This window comes from Gottfriedia sp. NPDC056225, assembly GCF_042267765.1.
GTDB lineage: Bacteria > Bacillota > Bacilli > Bacillales > Bacillaceae_G > Gottfriedia.
This window is the reverse complement of the sequence record NZ_JBHJTJ010000053.1, coordinates 1-20,410: the sequence shown is the minus strand read 5'-3', so window position 1 is coordinate 20,410 and position 20,410 is coordinate 1. Positions and strand designations below refer to the sequence as shown.

The following is a 20,410-nucleotide window of genomic DNA, read 5'->3' as shown; positions in this document are numbered from 1 at the left end:
TCACACCCGTTCCCATACCGAACACGGCAGTTAAGCTCTTCAGCGTCGATGGTAGTTGGGGGTTTCCCCCTGTGAGAGTAGAACGTCGCTTGGTTTTGATTATTCCGCAGTAGCTCAGTGGTAGAGCACTCGGCTGTTAACCGAGTGGTCGTAGGTTCGAACCCTACCTGCGGAGCCATTTTTAACGCTTCCATAGCTCAGCAGGCAGAGTACTTCCATGGTAAGGAAGAGGTCACCGGTTCGAGCCCGGTTGGAAGCTTGGAAAAAGTTGTACTGGCCCGTTGGTCAAGCGGTTAAGACACCGCCCTTTCACGGCGGTAACACGGGTTCGAGTCCCGTACGGGTCACCATTTATATTACGGAGGATTAGCTCAGCTGGGAGAGCACCTGCCTTACAAGCAGGGGGTCGGCGGTTCGAGCCCGTCATCCTCCACCATCTAATTTAATAAATACCGGAGGGGTAGCGAAGTGGCTAAACGCGGCGGACTGTAAATCCGCTCCCTGTGGGTTCGGCGGTTCGAATCCGTCCCCCTCCACCATTTATTGTTGGGCTATAGCCAAGCGGTAAGGCAACGGATTTTGATTCCGTCATGCCCTGGTTCGAATCCAGGTAGCCCAGCCATTTTTTTATTTAATCGTAATTTATTACGAGCCATTAGCTCAGTTGGTAGAGCATCTGACTTTTAATCAGAGGGTCGAAGGTTCGAATCCTTCATGGCTCACTCTTTTTTTTTATGTGCGGAAGTAGTTCAGTGGTAGAATACAACCTTGCCAAGGTTGGGGTCGCGGGTTCGAGCCCCGTCTTCCGCTTATTTCCTACAATATAATGGGGCCTTAGCTCAGCTGGGAGAGCGCCTGCCTTGCACGCAGGAGGTCAGCGGTTCGATCCCGCTAGGCTCCACCAATATACATAAAGTTTAACCTTAGTCATTTGACTAAGGTTTTTTGTTGTTTAAATTCATATACTATACTTGATGAAAATGCATATGTATACAAAAAAATGTCGAGTTGACCCATTTGTTTCAAAAGATTTAAACTATTAATATAATTAGAAACTTTATTAGTCAAAAATTATTTTTTTCTAAGCTAAGTAAGCGTTTTCTAAATAGGAATTCAGACCATGGGGGAAATTAAAATGTTAAAAGATATTTCAATTATTGGGGTACCATTAGATTTAGGACAAACAAGACGCGGAGTAGATATGGGGCCTAGTGCAATTAGATATGCACAATTACACGAACGCGTTGAAAGAATGTCTTATAATGTTGAGGACTTAGGAGACATTTTAGTAGAACGTACACCTGTTAAAGAAGATAATTCAGAACACAATTTAAAGAACTTAAAATCTGTAAAAGAAACATGCGAAAAACTTGCTGCTGAAGTAGATGATGTAATTAAAAGAAATAGAATGCCTTTAGTTCTTGGTGGAGATCACAGTATTGCAATCGGTACATTAGCTGGTGTATCAAAACATTATAATAATCTTGGACTAATTTGGTTTGATGCACACGGAGACTTAAATACGGCTGAAACTTCACCTTCTGGAAATATACATGGAATGTCATTGGCTGTTTCTTTAGGTCATGGACATGATTTATTAACGAAAATAGGTGGTTACTTCCCTAAAGTAAAACCAGAGAATGTAATTATCATTGGTGCTCGTGATCTTGATGAAGGTGAAAGAGCAATTATCAAAGAATTAGGTATTAAAGTGTATACAATGCATGAAATTGATAAATTAGGAATGACGAAAGTAATGGAAGAAAGCATTGACCATTTAAAAGCTTGCGATGGTGTACACTTATCATTAGACCTTGATGGACTAGATCCAATTCATGTTCCTGGAGTTGGTACACCTGTACCTGGAGGAATCACTTATAGAGAAGGTCATTTAGCAATGGAAATGCTATCAGAAGCTGATATTATTACTTCTATTGAATTTGTAGAAGTTAACCCAATATTAGACGAAAAAAATAGAACAGCAATCGTAGCTGTTGCTTTAATAGGCTCATTACTTGGTGAAAAACTACTGTAAAATATAATTAGGAATATGCTCTACAAAAAAGCTAGCATTTGCTAGCTTTTTTTTGTATTGAAATATAAAGCCAGTAGATTGTTAAAAATGTTAGAAGCTACGTTCCAGTTATTAGTTTATAAGATCGAGATTAGTAATCTTACTGAGTAATTAAATGATATTCTGTTCTAAGTATAGTGTATAAATCCTTTTTTAAAAGTGTCTGATTGGAAGAAAGGCTGTTTGACTCCTATAGGGAATAGCGAGGCTGCTAAAGACCCCGTGGGCGTGCTAAAGGAAGCTTAGGTCCCTTAGGTCAGCTCCATAAATGATAGCATACTGTAGTGGAAAACATTAGCATACTGCCGTTTAACCTTGTCATTATTGAGACATAAATTGAAGATACTGATGAAAAGTTCACGTGATTGTACAATACCGTGAACATGAAAATTACTTACTCAAGAAGGGTATGAGTACAAAAATAGTATGTAGCTAGTAAGAACAAACGCGTATACGGACCTTGAGTAAGGAAAAGAGTAAAAAAATGAACATATGAAACTCATAAAGGGTTCATGAGTAAAAAAAAGAGAAGAAAGCTGAAAATATCTTACTAATAATGGCCTCACGAGTAAGATAATAAGTAAAAATATGAAAACCCCATACGCGTAACAAGCAATAATACAAATCCACTAAAACCAATTTAGTTAACCCTAACCATGTCGGACACCTGACAAACTCATTTTCAACGCAATAAAAAAAGCTAGCCTCTGCTAGCTTTTCTTTGTATCAATTTCACTAGAAAAAAATCAGGTAAAACTTCCTGTATAAAAGGGTAATAATCAAAATAATATAAGTGAAATGAGAGTGTTTCTTCTATTAAGTAAGTAGGCCGACAGATATGGATTTTGTAATTGTATTTAATATTGCTTAAATAGTAGTAAAAGGATTGTTAAATTATTAAATAACTCACAAATTTTGTGTAATACAAAAATATGGTATAATACTCAAGATACAGTTTTATTCTATAGAATTGGGAGGGTTAAAGGTGCCTTCTTTACATATAAATTTTTTACAATATTTACAAAATGGATTAGATATACTAATAGTTTGGTTTGTTATTTATAGATTAATTATCATCATTCAGGGGACAAAGGCTGTCCAATTATTAAAAGGTGTCACGATTATTATCGTGGTGAAAGTGTTAAGTAGTTTATTTGGGTTACATACTTTACAGTTCTTAATGGATCAAGCATTAACCTGGGGGTTCTTAGCGGTTATTATTATTTTCCAGCCAGAGCTAAGAAGAGCGTTAGAGCAACTTGGACGTGGTCGTTTCTTCTCAAGGGCTGCTGGTAATGGCATTAATGATCGAAATGATATTGTTGAGAATATTGCTAAGGCTACTGAATACATGGCAAAACGAAGAATAGGTGCACTTATTTCATTTGAGAGACAAACCGGCATGGGTGACTATATAGAATCGGGTATTCGAATGAATGCAAATTTATCTTCTGAATTACTGATCAATATTTTCATACCAAATACACCTCTTCATGACGGAGCGGTGATTATTCAAGGTGAAAAAATTACAGCAGCTGCATGTTACTTACCTTTATCTGAGAGTGCATTTATTTCAAAGGAATTGGGAACAAGACATCGTGCTGCAGTTGGGATCAGTGAAGTTACTGATAGTATTACGATTGTGGTTTCAGAAGAAACAGGTGCAGTATCAGTAGCTAAGAATGGAAATTTATACAGAGAGTTGTCAAAAGACGAACTTGTAAACTTATTAAATTTGGAACTAAAGTCGCCAGAAGAGTCCAATACATCTAAATGGAATTGGAAGGTAAAACGTAATGGATAATTTTATGGATAATCGTTGGATATTAAGAGGAATCGCATTATTAGTAACGTTATTACTATTTATGTCTGTCAATTTAGTTCCCCAATCAAGTTCATCTGGATTAGGTGACATACCGTTTGTAAATAACAAGGAATTAGTTCGGGATGTTCCGGTTACGCCAATTTACGATCAGCGTAATCTAATCGTTACTGGAATTCCGAAGAGCGTCTCAGTGCAATTAGATGGACCTAATAGTATTGTTAAAACTGCAGAAATGAAGAAAGATTTCGAAGTGTATTTGGATTTAACTTCTTATGCTTTAGGTACATATGACGTGCCTTTAAAAATTAGAAATATTTCAGATAAAATTAAAGCAACCATTAAACCTAGAACTGTTAGGGTCACGATTAATGAAAAGATTGAAAAAGCCGTTTCAGTTAAGGTTGTTTATCTAAATGAAAAAAATATTAAACATGGCTATAAAGCAGAGAATGCACTTGTAAAACCGGGTTCAGTCACAATTATTGGTTCGTCAAATGAAGTTTCACAGGTGGCGTATGCGAGAGTTTATGTAGATGTTACTGATGCTAATCAAACATTTAGCCAGGTCTTACCTGTTAAATTATATAATAATAGAGGTACACTGCTTTCAGTTTATACGCAACCGAAAAAAGTTGAAGTAACTGTCCCAATTGTTTCCGAAAGTGCTAATTATCCAATCACATTAGTTCAAACAGGTACACTTATGGAAGGGTTAAAATTAAGCAGTCTTACGAGTAAAGTTAATGCAGTAAAAATTTATGCCTCTAAGGACTGGTTGGACAAGTTTAAGGGTCCTATTGAGGTACCAGTAGACCTATCATCAATTAATCAAAGTGGCACATACGAAGTAAATATACCTACTCCAGATGGTGCATTTAGAGTAGACCCAAGCACTATTAACATTGACGTTAGTTTTGATGAAGAAATAGAAAAGAGCTTTAGTAATATCCCGATTAATTTAGTAGGCGAGGATGATCAACTTACATATAAGTTTCTTAAACCTTCTACAGGAAAATTAGTAGTTACAGCAAAGGGATTTAAAGAAGATCTGGACGCAATAAAAGCAAGCGATTTACAAATCACAGCAAAAGTTAATGGACTAGATCCAGGAACTAGAGATGTTGCGCTTTCTATAACAGGTCCGAAAGGTGTTATGTATAGCTTAGAGTTTGATAAAATATCGACTGAAATTGCTGATAAAAAATCGGCACAAACTGAACCTGACGAGAATTCAAACGAAGGCGATGTAGGACAGTCATCGAATTAGAAGGAGAGTTAAAATGGGTAAATATTTTGGTACTGATGGTGTACGAGGAGTTGCGAATAAAGAGTTAACTCCTGAATTAGCATATAAAATTGGACGCTGCGGCGGTTATGTTTTAACAAAAAATAATGTCAAACCTAAAATTATTGTTGGGCGTGATACTCGTGTATCTGGACACATGCTTGAAGGTGCACTAGTTGCAGGTTTATTATCAATTGGTGCTGAAGTAATGAGACTAGGCGTTATTTCTACGCCAGGTGTTGCTTATTTAACTAAAGCGCTAGGAGCACAAGCTGGTGTTATGATTTCAGCTTCGCATAATCCTGTTGCAGATAATGGCATTAAGTTTTTTGGTCCAGACGGATTTAAATTATTGGATGAGCAAGAAGAAGAAATTGAAGAATTAATGGATGCAGAAGTAGATAAGCTACCAAGACCAACAGGTAATGATTTATGCCAAGTTAGTGATTATTTTGAAGGTGGTCAAAAATACCTACAATTCCTTAAAAATACAATTGATGAGGATTTCTCAGGTCTATTAGTTGCTCTTGATTGTGCACATGGTGCTACTTCTTCACTAGCTCCGTATTTATTTGCAGATTTAGAAGCAGATATCGTTACGATGGGAACAAATCCGAGTGGCTTTAATATAAATGACGGTGTGGGTTCAACACATCCAGAGGCGTTAGCAGCACTTGTGAAAGAAAAAGGAGCGGATATCGGTTTATCATTTGACGGAGATGGCGATCGTCTAATTGCAATTGACGAAAAAGGTGAAATCGTTGACGGTGACCAAATCATGTATATTTGTGCAAAATATTTAAACGAGAAAGGTCGTTTAAAACAAAATACAATTGTTTCAACAGTTATGAGTAACTTAGGTTTCTACAAAGCAGTAGAAACAAATGGAATGAAAAGCGCTGTAACGGGTGTTGGTGACCGCTACGTGATGGAAGAGATGAGAAAAAACGGCTTCAATCTTGGTGGTGAGCAATCAGGACATATCATCTTTTTAGATCATATTACGACTGGTGATGGTATGTTAAGTGCAATTCAACTCGTAAATATTGTTAAAGAAACAGGAAAAACTTTATCTCAATTAGCTGGAGAAATGAAGAAATATCCACAATTATTAATTAATGTACGTGTTACAGATAAAAACGAAGCGCTAAGTAATGATCGTATCAAGGGGATCATTGCTGAAGTAGAAGAAGAGATGAACGGCAACGGTCGTATTTTAGTTCGTCCTTCTGGTACAGAACCACTAATTCGTGTAATGGCTGAAGCGCCTTCTGAAGCAGAGTGCAAACAGTACGTAGAACGCATTGTTGCAGTTGTAAAAGAAGAAGTTGGAGAATAAAAAATAAAAATATGCATAGATGAGCACTTTTGTGTAAGTCTATGCATATTTTTATTATATAAACAACTGTTCTATCATTTTCTTCCAATATTTTTGTTGACCATTTTAAATAGCGTATAGTATAGTTGTTTTATTGTTTTCCTAACAAGGAAGGAGTATAGAAACAATAAAGGTTAAAAAAAGCGCCAGAACTACACAGGACGAGAAAGTGTAGTTGACGAGGTGGAGTTTTATCGAATTTTCGGCGGATGACTCCCGGTTGATGTATCACAACCGAAATTATTTATGTAAAACACATAGGTGACTGTGTGCACAAACGTAAATAATCTGATACACCGTTTAACAAATACAAATGAACTCGCTTTATGAGCGGAATATGAAAGGTAGGTGGATATTGCTTGTAAGTCCTCTACCATTATTAAACATGACGAGGGAATAGAAAATTTAATAATTAAACGGTTAGGAAAACAGCGTTCCATTCCTATACTTTTTGTATGTCTTGTTTTAGGACTTACTAAGCAATAGTTAATTATGTGTGGAATCGTTGGATATATTGGAAATGATAATGCGAAAGAAATTTTATTAAAAGGTTTAGAGAAATTAGAGTATCGTGGTTACGATTCTGCTGGGATTTCTCTTTTAACTGACAATGGTGTAGAAGTTTATAAAGAAAAAGGTAGAATTGCTGTATTACGCAAATCAATCCCTACTAAAACGGACGGAAATGTTGGTATTGGTCATACAAGATGGGCAACACATGGTGCTCCAAGTAAACGTAATGCGCATCCTCATCAAAGCTCTACTGAACGTTTTACACTAGTTCATAACGGCGTTATCGAGAACGATGTACAATTAAAAAACGATTATTTAAATAATATTGAATTTACAAGTGATACAGATACTGAAGTAATTGTTCAGTTAGTTGAGCTATATATTAAAAAAGGTTTAACAGTGCTTGATGCATTTAGAGAAACACTTAAGCTTCTTAAAGGTTCATATGCAATTGCGTTATTAGATAAACAAAATGATGATGTAATTTATGTAGCAAAAAACAAAAGCCCATTACTTGTTGGTGTTGGTGAAGAGTTTAATGTTATTGCATCTGATGCGATGGCAATGTTACAAATTACTGATCAATTTATTGAATTAATGGATAAAGAAGTTATTTTAGTTACTAAAGACAAAGTTCAATTAATGGATCTTAACGGAAATATGATAGAACGTGCTCCATATACAGCGGAAATTGACGCAAGCGATATCGAAAAAGGAACTTACCCTCATTTCATGTTAAAAGAAACAGATGAGCAACCTTTAGTAATCCGCAATATTATCCAAAAATACCAAAATGAAAGTGGCGAGCTTGTAATTGACTCAGAAATTAATGCGGCTTTAGCAGCAGCTGATCGATTATATATCGTAGCTTGCGGAACTAGTTATCATGCTGGTCTTGTTGGAAAACAATTTATTGAAAAATTAGCTGGTATTCCTGTAGAAGTTCATGTTGCAAGTGAATTCTCTTACAATATGCCATTATTATCAGAAAAACCATTATTTATTTATATTTCTCAAAGTGGTGAAACAGCTGATAGTAGAGCATGTCTAGTACAAACAAATAAATTAGGCCACAAAGCAATTACAATTACAAACGTTCCAGGATCAACATTATCACGTGAAGCTGACTATACTTTAGCTTTACACGCGGGCCCTGAAATCGCTGTTGCATCAACTAAAGCATATACTGCACAATTAGCAGTACTTTCTATTGTTGCAAATGCTCTTGCAAAAGAAAAAGGAAAAACAGTTAACTTTAACTTAGTTAAAGAACTTGGAATTGTAGCAAATGCAATGGAATCAATTACAAACCAAAAAGAAGAGTTTGAAAAAATTGCTTCAGAATATTTAGCTACAACTCGTAATGCATTCTTCATCGGACGTAATGTAGATTACTTCGTATGTTTAGAAGGCGCATTAAAATTAAAAGAAATTTCTTACATCCAAGCAGAAGGATTTGCTGGTGGAGAATTAAAACACGGAACAATCGCTTTAATCGAAGAAGGTACTCCAATCTTCGCACTAGCAACACAGGAATCAGTAAATTTAAACATTCGTGGTAATGTAAAAGAGGTTGTCGCTCGTGGAGCTAACCCTTGTATCATTTCAATGGAAGGTTTAAATATGGAAGGTGACCGTTTCATTTTACCAAGAGTACAAGAAGAATTATCACCGATCCTTTCAGTAGTACCATTACAATTAATTTCTTACTTTGCTGCATTACATCGTGGTTGTGATGTTGATAAACCACGTAATTTAGCAAAATCAGTTACAGTTGAATAATCAAATTAGTGATTTTACTGCAAATGAACAACAGATTTGAAAATAAAAACTGAACAGGGAGTGTAAAAAGATGGTCAAATTTAACGATGAAAATATCATTCCTACAAAAGACGATTTTCATGTTAGTGAAGTTGATGAACGTGTTGTTGTTAGAAAACCAATTAAATAAATAAATCAATTCTAGGACTAGTGGCTGTAGCTACTAGTCCTTTTTGTTTGAAGTACAAAACGCTACTATTTTCCACTTTTCTAATCAAATTGATGAAATACTTCTGAATTTGGAAAAATAAGAATGAATTCGCATTAATCATTCCATCCTAAAACTAGGGATCGATTTTAAACAAAGGAGTTGTCAGATTATGATAAAGATTTGTGATGAAAACTTCATTCCAACAAAAGATGATTTTTATGTTAGTGAAGTTGATGAGCGCGTTGTAATCAGAAAACCAGATCAAGTTGAACTGTAAAGCAAAAGAGGCTACGCTGTAAAATTATATTACAGCAGTCTCTTTTTTTGCTTTTAAAATGAATCACAAAGAAACATTTTTATGATTCACAAAGCCAATACTGAACCGAATTAATAGACCTAAAAATTAGACTTCTATACATAGTTTCACTTATTACCATATATTTACGAATATCCGTATGATATTCGTACAAATTAGTAAAGAGGTGAAGAAGATGAAGTTTAAATCAATTCGTAGCAATAGTGATTTTCAAAAACGTAGTTTGAAAAAATATAATAAAACAATCACTTTTTGCTATTTAATTTCAGTTTGTGATGAAAATAAAATTACTGAACTTCTAATCACACCTTTTTATGAATATGAGTCATTTACTTTATATAAAGATTACCTTGCTACATTAAATGGTTGGGAGATTATTTCCGAAGAGACAGAGATGATTGAAAAGATTTTAGGCGGAAATATTATTGTTAATTTAGATGAAAAAAACTACTCTGTCTCGATTAGTGAGTTTAGTGCAAGTTCTGTAGGAGTTTCAACTGAAGAAAACGTATTGCAGGGACCAAAAGACGGATTAAATGAGAGCATTGATATCTCTTTAAATTTGATTCGTAATCGATACAGAAAGAGTACATTGAAGGTGGAAGATCATATTGTAGGTAGCTTATCAAAGACGAAGGTACTAGTTTTATATGATAAAAACTTAATTGATATAAATGTCTACCATAATCTCTTGGCAAAAATTAATGCTTTGAAAATTGATGTATTACAATCTTGTGGTCAGCTTCAGAAACTGTTAATCAATAACAAGTTGAGCTTATTTCCACTTTTTTTAACGACTGAGCGGCCCGATCGAGTTGTAAATAGTATCTCAACTGGAAAAATAATTGTACTCGTTGAAGGAACGCCTTGGGCATTAATTGGTCCTGCAACATTTTCCGACTTTTTTAAATCGATGGATGATACAGTTGAACTAACGATTGTTTCAAAGTTTATGATTTCAATACGATATATCGCTTTGATGATCACTGTGTTTTTACCTGCCATCTACGTTGCAGTTATTTCTTATTCCCCGGAAGTTTTGCAGGTCCAGTTCGCTTTACTTGTTGCTGGAAGCAGGATGTCAGTTCCGTTTCCTTCTTATATTGAAATTCTTTTTCTAATGCTAATGGCAGAGTTTTTAATCGAGGCAAGCTTAAGACTACCTAAATCAATTAGTTCTACAGCTACAACAGTAGGGGGATTAATATTAGGTCAAACTGCTTCACAGGCGGGATTAGTAGCAGACATTATGATCATCGTTGTCTCGTTAGTTGCAATCTCGTTATTTAGTATTCCAATCAATGCAATGCATCAAGCAATTCGAGTTATTCGCTATCCGATTATTATATTTGCATCACTGTTTGGAATGCTTGGCGTATTAGTCGGGACATTAGCTATTCTTTGTTATTTATGCAATTTGAGAAGTTTAGGAAAGCCATATTTGACACTTTTTAATAATAATTAGCTATCGGGGTGTATTTTTTGCTAGGAAAAAGATATATTTCATACCTGTTTTATTTAAATACGGTGATTAGTATAACCGCGTTTGGACCTCAAATAATGTATAAAAGTAGTCTAAACGGGAGTATTTTAAGTATTTGTTTGGCTATTATAGTTGGTGGTCTTTTTATTTATATTTTACAAAAATTATTTAGTAGATTTCCTGAACAAAATATTAATCAAATCATAAAAAATGTTGTTCCCGACTGGTATCGTAAGTGTTACATAATTTATAGCTTAATTTTTTGGTACTTAACTGGAGCTCTATTTATTATCGCGTTAATTCATGTAGTTAATATTTTTATCAATCCGACTACCCCTATATTAATAACCTATATAGTATTTCTTTTAGTTATAATTTTTGCGATTTTACTAAAAACCGAATCATTATTATACGTTACCGAAATACTCGTAATGTTACACATTCCAATTGTTTTATTTGTGTTCATTAGATTTTTAACAGATCGTTTTGTTCTAGCGGATTCTCTATATCAATCTGTTAGCTATTTTAAACATCTACCAACTGTCAGCGCATTCACTGCTGCTCTTTTTATCTTTACAGGCTTTTCAAACTTAATTATTTTTAATGAGAAAATAAATTTAAATTCCATTACCAAAAAATATCTGCTTTGGATCTTTCTATTTGGGATATTTATTGTCGCTAGTAATTATTTAATACCAATTGGATACCTGGGCTTAAAGGGAGTCAAAAAAGAAGTGTTCGTTTGGTTAACTACGGTTGATAGTATGCATTTTGACTATTTAATCGTGGAAAGAGTTATTTACATTCTACTTTTTGGACAAATCGTCATTTCCTTAATATACATCATTCTTAGTTGGCATACCTCATTAGAGCTATTTAAAACACTCAATTTGAAATATGGAGGAACTTATAAATGGATATTAATTTCCTTCTTTATTTGTGCTACAACAGTCATTCAAATTCTCATAAGAGAAATAGACCTAGTAAAATATTTTACGATGTATTTCAATTTAAATGCCATTTCAAACTTCTTATTAATTATTTCGTTGTTGTATGCATCAGTAAAAAAGAAGCGCGTTACTTGAGTCTGGTTTTTCTTGCATTTAGTGCAATGCTACTATTATCTGGTTGTACCTTTAAAGATATTGATAAGAGGGCATTTATTACTTCAATTGGAGTTGATCAATCTGAGATGCCTGACAAAACATATAAAGTAATGGTTAAAGTAGCAATTCCAAATGGGGATCCAAAAACACCTAAATCAGAATTTATTATTCTCTCGGCAAATTCTGATTCGATTTCAGAAGGTCTAAACTTAATGAAGTCTCAGATTGATAAGGAATTAGTATATGGACATAGCAGCACGATTGTAATTGGAGAAAAATTAGCAAAAAAAAATATACAACCATTGTTGGAGTTTTTTGTAAGAAGACCGGATATTCAGATGACTTCTTATTTAAGCGTTGCTAAACCAAATGCATATGAAGTGCTTAATTTTAAACCGATTCAAGAGCAAGTATCTGGTGGCGTTTTGAAATCGTATTTTGATTTTAGTAGAACCGAGTCACCATACATAGATCAAATTTGTCTATTTGACGCATATAGGAGAGAAACTGAGGATGGCGTTGATATCGTCATGCCAATCATTGAATCAAATAAAAAAGAATTATTAGTAGACAAAATCGCATTATTTGATAAGAATAAACTGATTATGGAACTTAACCCAAGTGAATCAGAAACCTATCGACTTTTAACGACCGGAATCTATAATGAAAGCTTAAAAGTCAAAAATAAGAATACTATGTTTGTAATGAATTTAGAAAAGGGTAAGGCAAAATACAAATTAAAAGATCAACATAAAAATATAATTGTCAATTATACGATCAAGGTGAGAGCTGTTATAGAAGAAAAAGTTGATGGTTTAGAAATGATCAGAGAAAGGGATATAACAGCACTAAATAAACAAATGGAAGAGAAAATTAATGCGGAGACTAGTACTTTACTTAATAAAATAAAAGATAAAGATATTGATCCAATAGGTTTTGGTTTACGATATTTATCTAGGGATAGTGAAAACAGAAACCTATCGTTTTGGAACAAAAAGTACTCTAACCTGGTCTTTAAGATAAAATCAGAAGTTAAAATTAAAGGGACGGGGTTAATTAATTGAGAATATGAGGTTTAAGAAAAGATAGAAAAGCAGATGGAAACTCTGTTAACTATCTTTTTTTTTTGCAAGTTTTATTTTCACCATAATTTCACCATCCTCTATTAGAATTCAATTTATTAAGAAATGAGAGGAGGGAAATAACATGAATAAGAGAGTAAAGAGAATATTTACATGGACCTCTTTAACGTTAGTTTTTGTTGTAGCGGTACATTTTTTTCTTAGATTACTAGGTGGTTTACATGAAAGACGTTTTGTCGATCGACATGCAATGATCATGGATAGAGGGGGGCGTTATGATTATGGATCCCCTGGAATGATGCATGGTCCACACCATTTTCATGACTTTTCTTGGTTTGGATTAGTACTATTCCTTTTAATCGCGCTTGCGATTGTGACTTTTATCTTTAAAAAGTTTATTAAAAAAGGACAAGCTAGTTCAACTAATCAATTTTCATTTGATACATCGAACTTCAATACACCAGTAAACAGAACAAATGCAGATCTATTAGATAAATGGGAAAAAAATCTATTAACAAAAAAGGAGAATAAATAAAATGGGTATTTTTAAAAGAATGAAATCAATATCGTTAGCAAAAATGAATGGTGCACTAGATGGTTTAGAAGATCCAATTTCAATGTTGAACCAATATATTAGAGAAATGGAAGAGGATCTTTTAAAAGGTCAAGAAGCACTTTCTCGTCAGATCTTTCTAGAGAATAAACAAAAGGCATTAATCTTGGAAACAGAAGGATTAGTAAATAAAAGAGGTGGACAAGCTAAGTTAGCGGTAGAGAACGGTGAAGAATCTATTGCAAAGCTGGCTATACAGGAAAAACTTGTACATGAAAAACAGCTAAGCTTATATAAGGAGCAGCTAAATACAATTCAAAACCAAACTCAGTCACTTTATGAAAAATTAGATGAACTGAAAGGGAAATATGATGAATATCTTCATAAAAGACTATTGCTAGTTTCTAGAGCAAATATAGCAAAGTCGATTAAACAGATTCAACAAACTTCAGTTTCTTTTAATTCAGAAACGATTGCCAATGGCATATCTCGTGCAGAAGATCGAATACTAATGATGGAAGCAGAAGTACAGGCTCAGAATAAATTTGCCTATAATAAAAGTACTTTAACGAATGTTCAAACAGACGGCGCTTTGAGTGAAGAAATTGAAGCTGAGCTACAAAAGCTAAAGCAATATACTGTAGAAACTGTGTAAGGAAACGAATTAACTAAAATAAATGCAAGGGAGCACCGTAATGATTAATAGGTGCTTCCTTTTATTTTATAATTAAGAAGAAAGTTGAAATTATCATTTCAGATAGCACATGATATGTCTAAGAAGTAAATTTAGAACGAGGAGTATTTTTATTATGAATATACTAGTGGCTGAGGATGATTTAAAACTTGGTGAGCTAATCAGTTATATGTTAAAGAAAAAAGCGGGATATAAAGTTGATTGGGTAACTGAAGGTGAAGAGGCCTTCTATTATGCAACGAACACACACTATGATGTATTAATATTAGACTGGATGATGCCAGGTGGAACCGGAATAGAAATATGTCGTCGTTTACGTAAGGATGGTTATTCAGGTGCGATTTTAATCCTTACAGCTAAAGATGCATTAGAAGACCGGATTGTTGGATTGGACTCAGGAGCCGATGACTATTTAGTAAAGCCTTTTGAAATCGATGAACTTTTAGCTAGGTTACGAGCACTTTCTAGACGAAACTATGCCCCAATATTAGAGGAAGAAATTCTAATTAGTGATATGATTTTAAATCGGACAAGCCAATCTATTAGAGGTGGACAGATGGATATTCAATTAAGTCCACGTGAATTTCAATTATTTGACTTTATGTTACAAAATAAAGGGCAAGTATTACCTCGAGAAATCATTTTGGAGCGCGTTTGGGGATATGATTCAGATGTTGCGATGAAGACGATTGATGCAACTGTTAAACTACTTCGAAAGAAATTAGATTTGCTTGGTAAACAAGAATTGCTACAAAGTATTAGAGGGGTAGGATATAAATGTGATTACTAATTTTATTTCCTTTTTGCGGTCCATACGAGACCAAAAAGGAAGGGATGTTTTTAAGACAACCCAAAATCGCTTAACCGTGTTATACAGTGGATTAGTCATGCTTTTTCTAAGTATATTCATTATTGTAGTCTTTGCGGTGTTATACGTTGTCATAATGAATGATCAAAGGCGCACAGTTGAATCGTTGGCTAGTCAAGAAGCAAAAATAATTGAAAATTATATGATTCAAAATCAACAAGGGAACCTGCAAGACCAAAATCAAGAAATCGTGTTGGCAGGAGTAGATCAGTTTTTTTATTATGTAGTTAAACCAAGTGGCGAATTAATAATGGGACAAGAGGACATACCTCAATTAAGGTCAAAGCTGTTACTTCAAATTAAGGATTGGTTCCCTAAAAAGAGTGAGACCCGAAAGGTGAAAATCAAAATAGAGCATGAAGAGTTTGAAAAAGATATTAGAAAGTTTCATGATCATGATGAGTTGCGTGTTCCATTAAACCGAAAAGACATCAGTTTAATGATTGCTGGTGAGCCATTATTTTATAAAGGAAATTTCATCGGTACAATATACGTTGGTAAAGATATTTCAGATGTGTATCATTTATTTAAATGGGTTATTGTCATCCTTATTGCCTTAACAATTATATTTTTTGGTGTTGCACTATATATAAGTAACTTAATGTCAAAAAAGGCGATGATACCTATTTTTAAATCTTTTAATCGACAACGAGAATTCGTAGCAGATGCTTCACATGAGCTACGAACACCATTAAGCGTTTTACTCTCATCAATTGATGCAATGGAAATGACGATTGATACAGAGGAAGACGATTTTTCAAGAAAGCTTTTATTTAGTATGAAAGATGAAGTTAAACGAATGACAAGTTTAGTCGGCGGTTTATTAACTTTAGCTCGTTCAGACACGGACCAAATTGAACTAAAATTAGAGAAAATTGAGTTTCGTGCAATTGCAGAAAAGGCGATTATTTCATTACAACCGTTAGCAGCATCAAAAAAGATTAATCTAACCTTAACTGCTCCGGAAATTGTAAAAGCTAAAGGTGATCCTGAAAAACTATCCCAACTTTTATATATACTAATTGATAACGGGATTAAGTATACTCCGGATGGAGGAGAAGTTCAGCTAATTCTTTCGAACAAAGAAAATGAGTTAAGGATACAAGTTGCAGATTCGGGTATCGGCATTAAAAAAGAAGATCATACACGTATATTCGATCGCTTTTATCGATCTGATAAATCAAGGACCAGAAAAATTGGAAGTCACGGATTAGGCTTGGCGATTGCAAAATGGATTGTAGAAATTCATAATGGAACTATTCAAGTAAATAGTGAAATTGGAAAGGGAAGTACGTTTACTATACAAATTCCAATTTCTAATATTACTAATAAAAGAGCATAGGTTTATCAAATTGCACGAAATCTGATTTCCATTTTCCCGATAAGAAAGGAATGTTGACCTTGAAAATTGCTTTCATTGCACACGATCAAAAGAAAAAAGAATTAGTAAACTTTGCAATGGCGTATGAGTCTATTTTAACTAAACATGAGTTATATTCTACTGGAACAACCGGAACAAAAATAATGGAAAGTACAAATTTAAAAATTCACCGATTTAATTCGGGTCCTCTTGGGGGAGATCAAGAAATAGGTGCGCTAATCGCAAAGAATTTAATGGATATGGTTATCTTCTTTCGTGACCCACTAACAGCGCAACCACATGAACCAGATATTTTGGCTTTAATTCGCTTATGTGATGTTTACGCAATTCCTTTAGCAACAAACATGGGTACAGCGGAAATATTAATTCATGGATTGGAACGTGGGGACTTAAAATGGAGAAACATCATACACGGAAAGAAAATTGATGAAGACAAGTGAAATCTGAATTCTACGTATAAGAAAATTTTAAAAATGATAAAGAAGCCGAATAAATAACTTTGATGAAGGAAATAGTAATTCTAGTTCAATTGAAAAGGAGGATTACGATGGATAATCAAGGATATGGACATACACATAATTCAGGTGAAACAGTTATGATCTCTGGCTCTTACACTGATGCAGACGGGGAACATATTGAATTAGAAGCGGGACAAAAGTTTCCGAATTGCCCTTCATCAGGAAAGCCAACTAAGTGGAGACACGGCCGATAAGTCAAGATTGGTTGATTTTTTTATTTACTCCTAATGAATATGTAAATAAACAAATAACAATAGTAGCTAAAAAAGATTGTAACGATATAGTACAATCTTTTTTTATTGGAATGAAAAGGACTAAATGATATAGGGTTGATTTACACAAAAAAACTCCTTTCTCAAAATAGAAAAAGGAGTTTTTATTATAGTGTTACTTCTGGAAGAAGCACTTCATTTTTGTCAGGATACATTTGTTCAATATGATTTTCTCCCCAAGAGCATAGTAAATCTAAAACTTCCTTTAAAGACCATCCATACTCAGTTAAGGAATATTCCACTTTAGGTGGAACTTGATTAAATACCTTTCGGTGAACGATATTATCTTCCTGTAATTCCTTCAATTGCTGAGTTAACATTTTTTGCGTAATATTAGGCATTAATTTTTTTAATTCAGAAGTTCGTCTCGTTCCTTTTGTCAAATGACAAAGAATCACAACCTTCCATTTACCACCAATTACGTCTAATGAAGCTTCAACTGGAATATTGTATTTTTTCATGTTCTCCTCTCCTTCATTTATCTACGTAGGCTTATTTTTAATGATTAGAATATCATAACACTCTCTACATAAACTGTGTAGTTTCTAGTCTCGTTAAAAATTTTATTTGAAAATTTTTCTGCGATTTAAACCTCTATTCACATAAATGTTACTAAAAAGTAACTATATAACTTCAAAGTGCATACTTCTCTAAATTATTCCTATCGCTCATAATTACAAATAGTTAATAGATTAACGAACATTTATTAAAAAGTATTTTTTCCATTGTCACTTAAATGTATAGATGGAAGTCGTTATTCTTTTACCTTATTTCATTTCATTTATGTTTTGAATGACAATAAGACTTTATTCAGGCGCCATGTCTCTTTGTATTCAAACTACAATAAAAATAACAATTACAAGGAGGATTTTTAATGAATTCAACTGCTGCTTCGATTAAAGTGCAAGAGAAAAAAAGTGGCACTCCCGCGTTAATGGCGCTCGCTATTAGTGCATTTGGTATTGGAACAACTGAATTTGTTCCTGTTGGTTTATTATCAACTCTAGCTGGTGATTTGAAAATTTCAATTACATTAGCAGGTTTATTAATTTCTGGTTATGCGATGGGTGTTGCATTTGGAGCACCAATTTTAACGGCATTAACGAATAAAATAGGTAGAAAATCTTTATTAATGCTATTAATGGTTATCTTTATAGTAGGAAACAGTGTTGCTGCTTTTTCCACTAGCTTTGGCCTTCTGCTAGTTGCCCGAATTATTACTTCATTTTCACATGGGGTTTTCTTTTCAATCGGATCAACAATTGCAGCTGATGTAGTTCCTGAAAATAAACGTGCAAGTGCAATTGCGTTTATGTTCACAGGTTTAACAGTTGCGACTGTAACGGGTGTTCCATTAGGTACATTTATAGGTCAACATTTTGGATGGAGATCAACTTTTGGAGCTGTAGCGTTATTAGGAATCATTGCAATCATTGCAATTGCGATCTTAGTTCCAAAATCAATTAAACAGCCGCCAGCTTCAAAAATTAGTGATAACTTGAAGGTTTTAACAAATGGTCCATTACTTTTGGCTTTTGCTATTACAGCTTTAGGATACGGTGGAACGTTTGTTGCATTCACTTACTTGTCACCAATCCTTGAAAAAATTACTGGCTTTGCTCCTAATTCTGTAAGTATTATCTTACTTGTTTACGGAGTTGCAGTTGCACTTGGAAATACAGTCGGAGGAAAAGCGGCTAATAAAAATCCTTTAAAGGCATTGACTTGGATGTTTGCAGTTCAAGCAATTATACTCGTCATTCTATCGTTTACTGCACCATTTAAACTGGTTGGAATTGTTACGATTTTCTTCTTAGGATTACTTGCTTTCATGAATGTACCTGGTTTACAAATTTATGTTGTGAAATTAGCAGAGAAGTATGTCCCATCTGCTGTAGATATTGCATCAGCACTAAATATAGCAGCGTTTAACGTAGGTATAGCAATTGGAGCATTTATTGGTGGTTTAGTTGTAGATACGATTGGCTTGATTAATACACCGTGGATTGGTGGAATCATGGTCTTTGGAGCAGTACTTTTAAGCATTTGGAGTTCATCTTTAGAAAAGAAAAAAAATACTAAATAGAAAAAAGGAGATTATAAAAATGAATAACTTAGTTAAATTAAACAATGGTTTAGAAATGCCTATTATAGGGTTAGGAGTTTTCCAGGTAGAAGACGGACAAGTCGTAATTGATTCAGTAAAGGCTGCTATCAGAAATGGATATCGTAGTATTGATACTGCAGCAATTTATCAAAATGAAGAAGGCGTTGGACAAGGAATTAAAGAAGCACTTGAAGAGAACGGCCTGAAACGTGAAGACTTATTTATTACATCTAAAGTTTGGAATGCTGATCTTGGCTACCAATCATCTATTGATGCTTTCGAATTAAGTTTAAAAAAACTAGGTCTGGATTATTTAGACTTATATTTAATCCACTGGCCTGTAGAAGGTAAGTACGTTGAATCTTGGAAAGCTCTTGAAACACTATATAAAGATGGAAAAGTTAAAGCAATTGGAATGAGTAACTTCCAAATTCATCACTTAAAAGAAGTAATGGCTACTGCTGAAATTATGCCTATGGTCAATCAAGTCGAATTACATCCGATGCTAAGCCAAGTTGAACTAAGAGAATTCTTAAACGAAAATTCAATTCAAGTAGAAGCGTGGGCTCCGTTAATGCAAGGGGGACTATTTGAAAACGAAACTTTATTAGAAATCGCAAACAAATATAATAAATCAATTGCTCAAGTTGTGTTACGTTGGCACTTACAAAACGGTATCGTCATCATACCGAAATCAATTAAAGAACATCGCATTCAAGAAAATGCAGATCTATTCGATTTTGAATTAACACAAGAGGATATGGAACAAATCAACTCACTAAACCAAAACCACCGAGTTGGTCCAGACCCTGATAATTTTGATTTTTAAGCAAAACCTATAAATATTATTTAAATGTAATAACGAGGCACCAGGAAAAAGACTGTAATTTTGGTCTTAACCCTGTCAAGTAGACACACATAAAAAAGACTTTCTAAGCAGCCGTTGTTAACCTGTATTTTACAGGGGAACAACGGTTTAATCG

Annotated in this window: 17 protein-coding genes, 9 tRNA genes and 1 rRNA gene; 26 read left to right on the top strand and 1 reads right to left on the bottom strand. The window is 34.1% G+C overall.

All coding sequences use genetic code 11. The annotated features are described in order from the left end of the window. From rrf to ACFCYN_RS21805, 24 genes are all read left to right on the top strand, one after another. Positions 1-94: ribosomal RNA gene (gene rrf, locus ACFCYN_RS21920) — 5S ribosomal RNA — on the top strand; the annotation flags it as partial. A gap of 9 nt (positions 95-103) precedes the next feature. Continuing rightward, positions 104-178, top strand: a tRNA-Asn gene (locus tag ACFCYN_RS21915). An 8-nt stretch (positions 179-186) separates the two neighbouring features. Then, positions 187-259: transfer RNA gene (locus ACFCYN_RS21910), tRNA-Thr, on the top strand. 16 nt (positions 260-275) lie between these two features. Further along, positions 276-350 (top strand) — tRNA-Glu (locus ACFCYN_RS21905). Between the two features lie 10 nt (positions 351-360). Beyond that, positions 361-436 (top strand) — tRNA-Val (locus ACFCYN_RS21900). Positions 437-454: 18 nt separating this feature from the next. Further along, a tRNA-Tyr gene (locus ACFCYN_RS21895) sits at positions 455-539 on the top strand. A gap of 8 nt (positions 540-547) precedes the next feature. Beyond that, positions 548-622, top strand: a tRNA-Gln gene (locus tag ACFCYN_RS21890). Positions 623-649: 27 nt separating this feature from the next. Next, positions 650-722: transfer RNA gene (locus ACFCYN_RS21885), tRNA-Lys, on the top strand. A 16-nt stretch (positions 723-738) separates the two neighbouring features. Continuing rightward, a tRNA-Gly gene (locus ACFCYN_RS21880) sits at positions 739-810 on the top strand. 18 nt (positions 811-828) lie between these two features. Continuing rightward, a tRNA-Ala gene (locus tag ACFCYN_RS21875) sits at positions 829-904 on the top strand. A gap of 231 nt (positions 905-1,135) precedes the next feature. After that, positions 1,136-2,035, top strand: a complete 900-nt coding sequence (gene rocF, locus ACFCYN_RS21870; protein WP_172446653.1) for an arginase — start codon at positions 1,136-1,138, stop codon at positions 2,033-2,035. A 1,024-nt stretch (positions 2,036-3,059) separates the two neighbouring features. After that, positions 3,060-3,878: a diadenylate cyclase CdaA gene (cdaA, locus tag ACFCYN_RS21865; protein ID WP_098120421.1), complete on the top strand. Its 819-nt coding sequence runs from the start codon at positions 3,060-3,062 to the stop codon at positions 3,876-3,878. Beyond that, a complete protein-coding gene (locus ACFCYN_RS21860; RefSeq protein WP_375951771.1) occupies positions 3,871-5,166 on the top strand; it encodes a CdaR family protein in 1,296 nt (431 codons plus the stop codon). Before cdaA ends, ACFCYN_RS21860 begins: the two co-directional genes overlap by 8 nt. A 13-nt stretch (positions 5,167-5,179) precedes the next feature. Then, on the top strand, positions 5,180-6,523 hold the full coding sequence (glmM, locus tag ACFCYN_RS21855) for a phosphoglucosamine mutase (protein ID WP_375951769.1): 1,344 nt from the start codon (positions 5,180-5,182) through the stop codon (positions 6,521-6,523). A 531-nt stretch (positions 6,524-7,054) separates the two neighbouring features. After that, positions 7,055-8,857: a glutamine--fructose-6-phosphate transaminase (isomerizing) gene (gene glmS / locus ACFCYN_RS21850; RefSeq protein WP_172446656.1), complete on the top strand. Its 1,803-nt coding sequence runs from the start codon at positions 7,055-7,057 to the stop codon at positions 8,855-8,857. 681 nt (positions 8,858-9,538) lie between these two features. Next, positions 9,539-10,828 carry a spore germination protein gene (locus ACFCYN_RS21845; protein ID WP_375951766.1) on the top strand — a complete coding sequence of 430 codons (1,290 nt, stop codon included), beginning with the start codon at positions 9,539-9,541 and terminating at the stop codon, positions 10,826-10,828. A 17-nt stretch (positions 10,829-10,845) separates the two neighbouring features. Then, positions 10,846-11,931, top strand: a complete 1,086-nt coding sequence (locus tag ACFCYN_RS21840; protein ID WP_375951764.1) for a GerAB/ArcD/ProY family transporter — start codon at positions 10,846-10,848, stop codon at positions 11,929-11,931. Beyond that, positions 11,928-13,016 carry a Ger(x)C family spore germination protein gene (locus ACFCYN_RS21835; protein WP_375951762.1) on the top strand — a complete coding sequence of 363 codons (1,089 nt, stop codon included), beginning with the start codon at positions 11,928-11,930 and terminating at the stop codon, positions 13,014-13,016. Before ACFCYN_RS21840 ends, ACFCYN_RS21835 begins: the two co-directional genes overlap by 4 nt. Positions 13,017-13,158: 142 nt before the next feature. After that, positions 13,159-13,569 carry a hypothetical protein gene (locus tag ACFCYN_RS21830; RefSeq protein ID WP_172446660.1) on the top strand — a complete coding sequence of 137 codons (411 nt, stop codon included), beginning with the start codon at positions 13,159-13,161 and terminating at the stop codon, positions 13,567-13,569. Position 13,570: 1 nt separating this feature from the next. Further along, a complete protein-coding gene (locus ACFCYN_RS21825; protein WP_375951760.1) occupies positions 13,571-14,242 on the top strand; it encodes a PspA/IM30 family protein in 672 nt (223 codons plus the stop codon). Positions 14,243-14,396: 154 nt separating this feature from the next. Continuing rightward, the gene (locus ACFCYN_RS21820; protein WP_172446662.1) at positions 14,397-15,071 is read left to right on the top strand and encodes a response regulator transcription factor; all 675 of its coding nucleotides are present in this window, start codon (positions 14,397-14,399) and stop codon (positions 15,069-15,071) included. Between the two features lie 97 nt (positions 15,072-15,168). Continuing rightward, positions 15,169-16,491 (top strand): sensor histidine kinase, encoded by a 1,323-nt coding sequence (locus ACFCYN_RS21815; RefSeq protein WP_375951758.1) that lies wholly within the window; start codon positions 15,169-15,171, stop codon positions 16,489-16,491. A gap of 59 nt (positions 16,492-16,550) precedes the next feature. Further along, on the top strand, positions 16,551-16,970 hold the full coding sequence (mgsA, locus tag ACFCYN_RS21810; RefSeq protein ID WP_172446664.1) for a methylglyoxal synthase: 420 nt from the start codon (positions 16,551-16,553) through the stop codon (positions 16,968-16,970). A gap of 107 nt (positions 16,971-17,077) precedes the next feature. Next, complete coding sequence (locus ACFCYN_RS21805) at positions 17,078-17,242, top strand: hypothetical protein (protein ID WP_172446665.1); 165 nt, start codon at positions 17,078-17,080, stop codon at positions 17,240-17,242. Between the two features lie 185 nt (positions 17,243-17,427). Here ACFCYN_RS21805 and ACFCYN_RS21800 read toward each other — a convergent pair whose 3' ends face one another. Next, positions 17,428-17,781: a winged helix-turn-helix transcriptional regulator gene (locus ACFCYN_RS21800; protein ID WP_172446666.1), complete on the bottom strand. Its 354-nt coding sequence runs from the start codon at positions 17,779-17,781 to the stop codon at positions 17,428-17,430. 413 nt (positions 17,782-18,194) lie between these two features. Between ACFCYN_RS21800 and ACFCYN_RS21795 the strand changes: the two genes are divergently transcribed. Together ACFCYN_RS21795 and ACFCYN_RS21790 are read left to right on the top strand one after the other, a co-directional pair. Next, positions 18,195-19,406 (top strand): MFS transporter, encoded by a 1,212-nt coding sequence (locus tag ACFCYN_RS21795; RefSeq protein WP_172446667.1) that lies wholly within the window; start codon positions 18,195-18,197, stop codon positions 19,404-19,406. Between the two features lie 19 nt (positions 19,407-19,425). Beyond that, complete coding sequence (locus tag ACFCYN_RS21790) at positions 19,426-20,256, top strand: aldo/keto reductase (RefSeq protein WP_375951755.1); 831 nt, start codon at positions 19,426-19,428, stop codon at positions 20,254-20,256. Positions 20,257-20,410 lie beyond the last annotated feature (154 nt).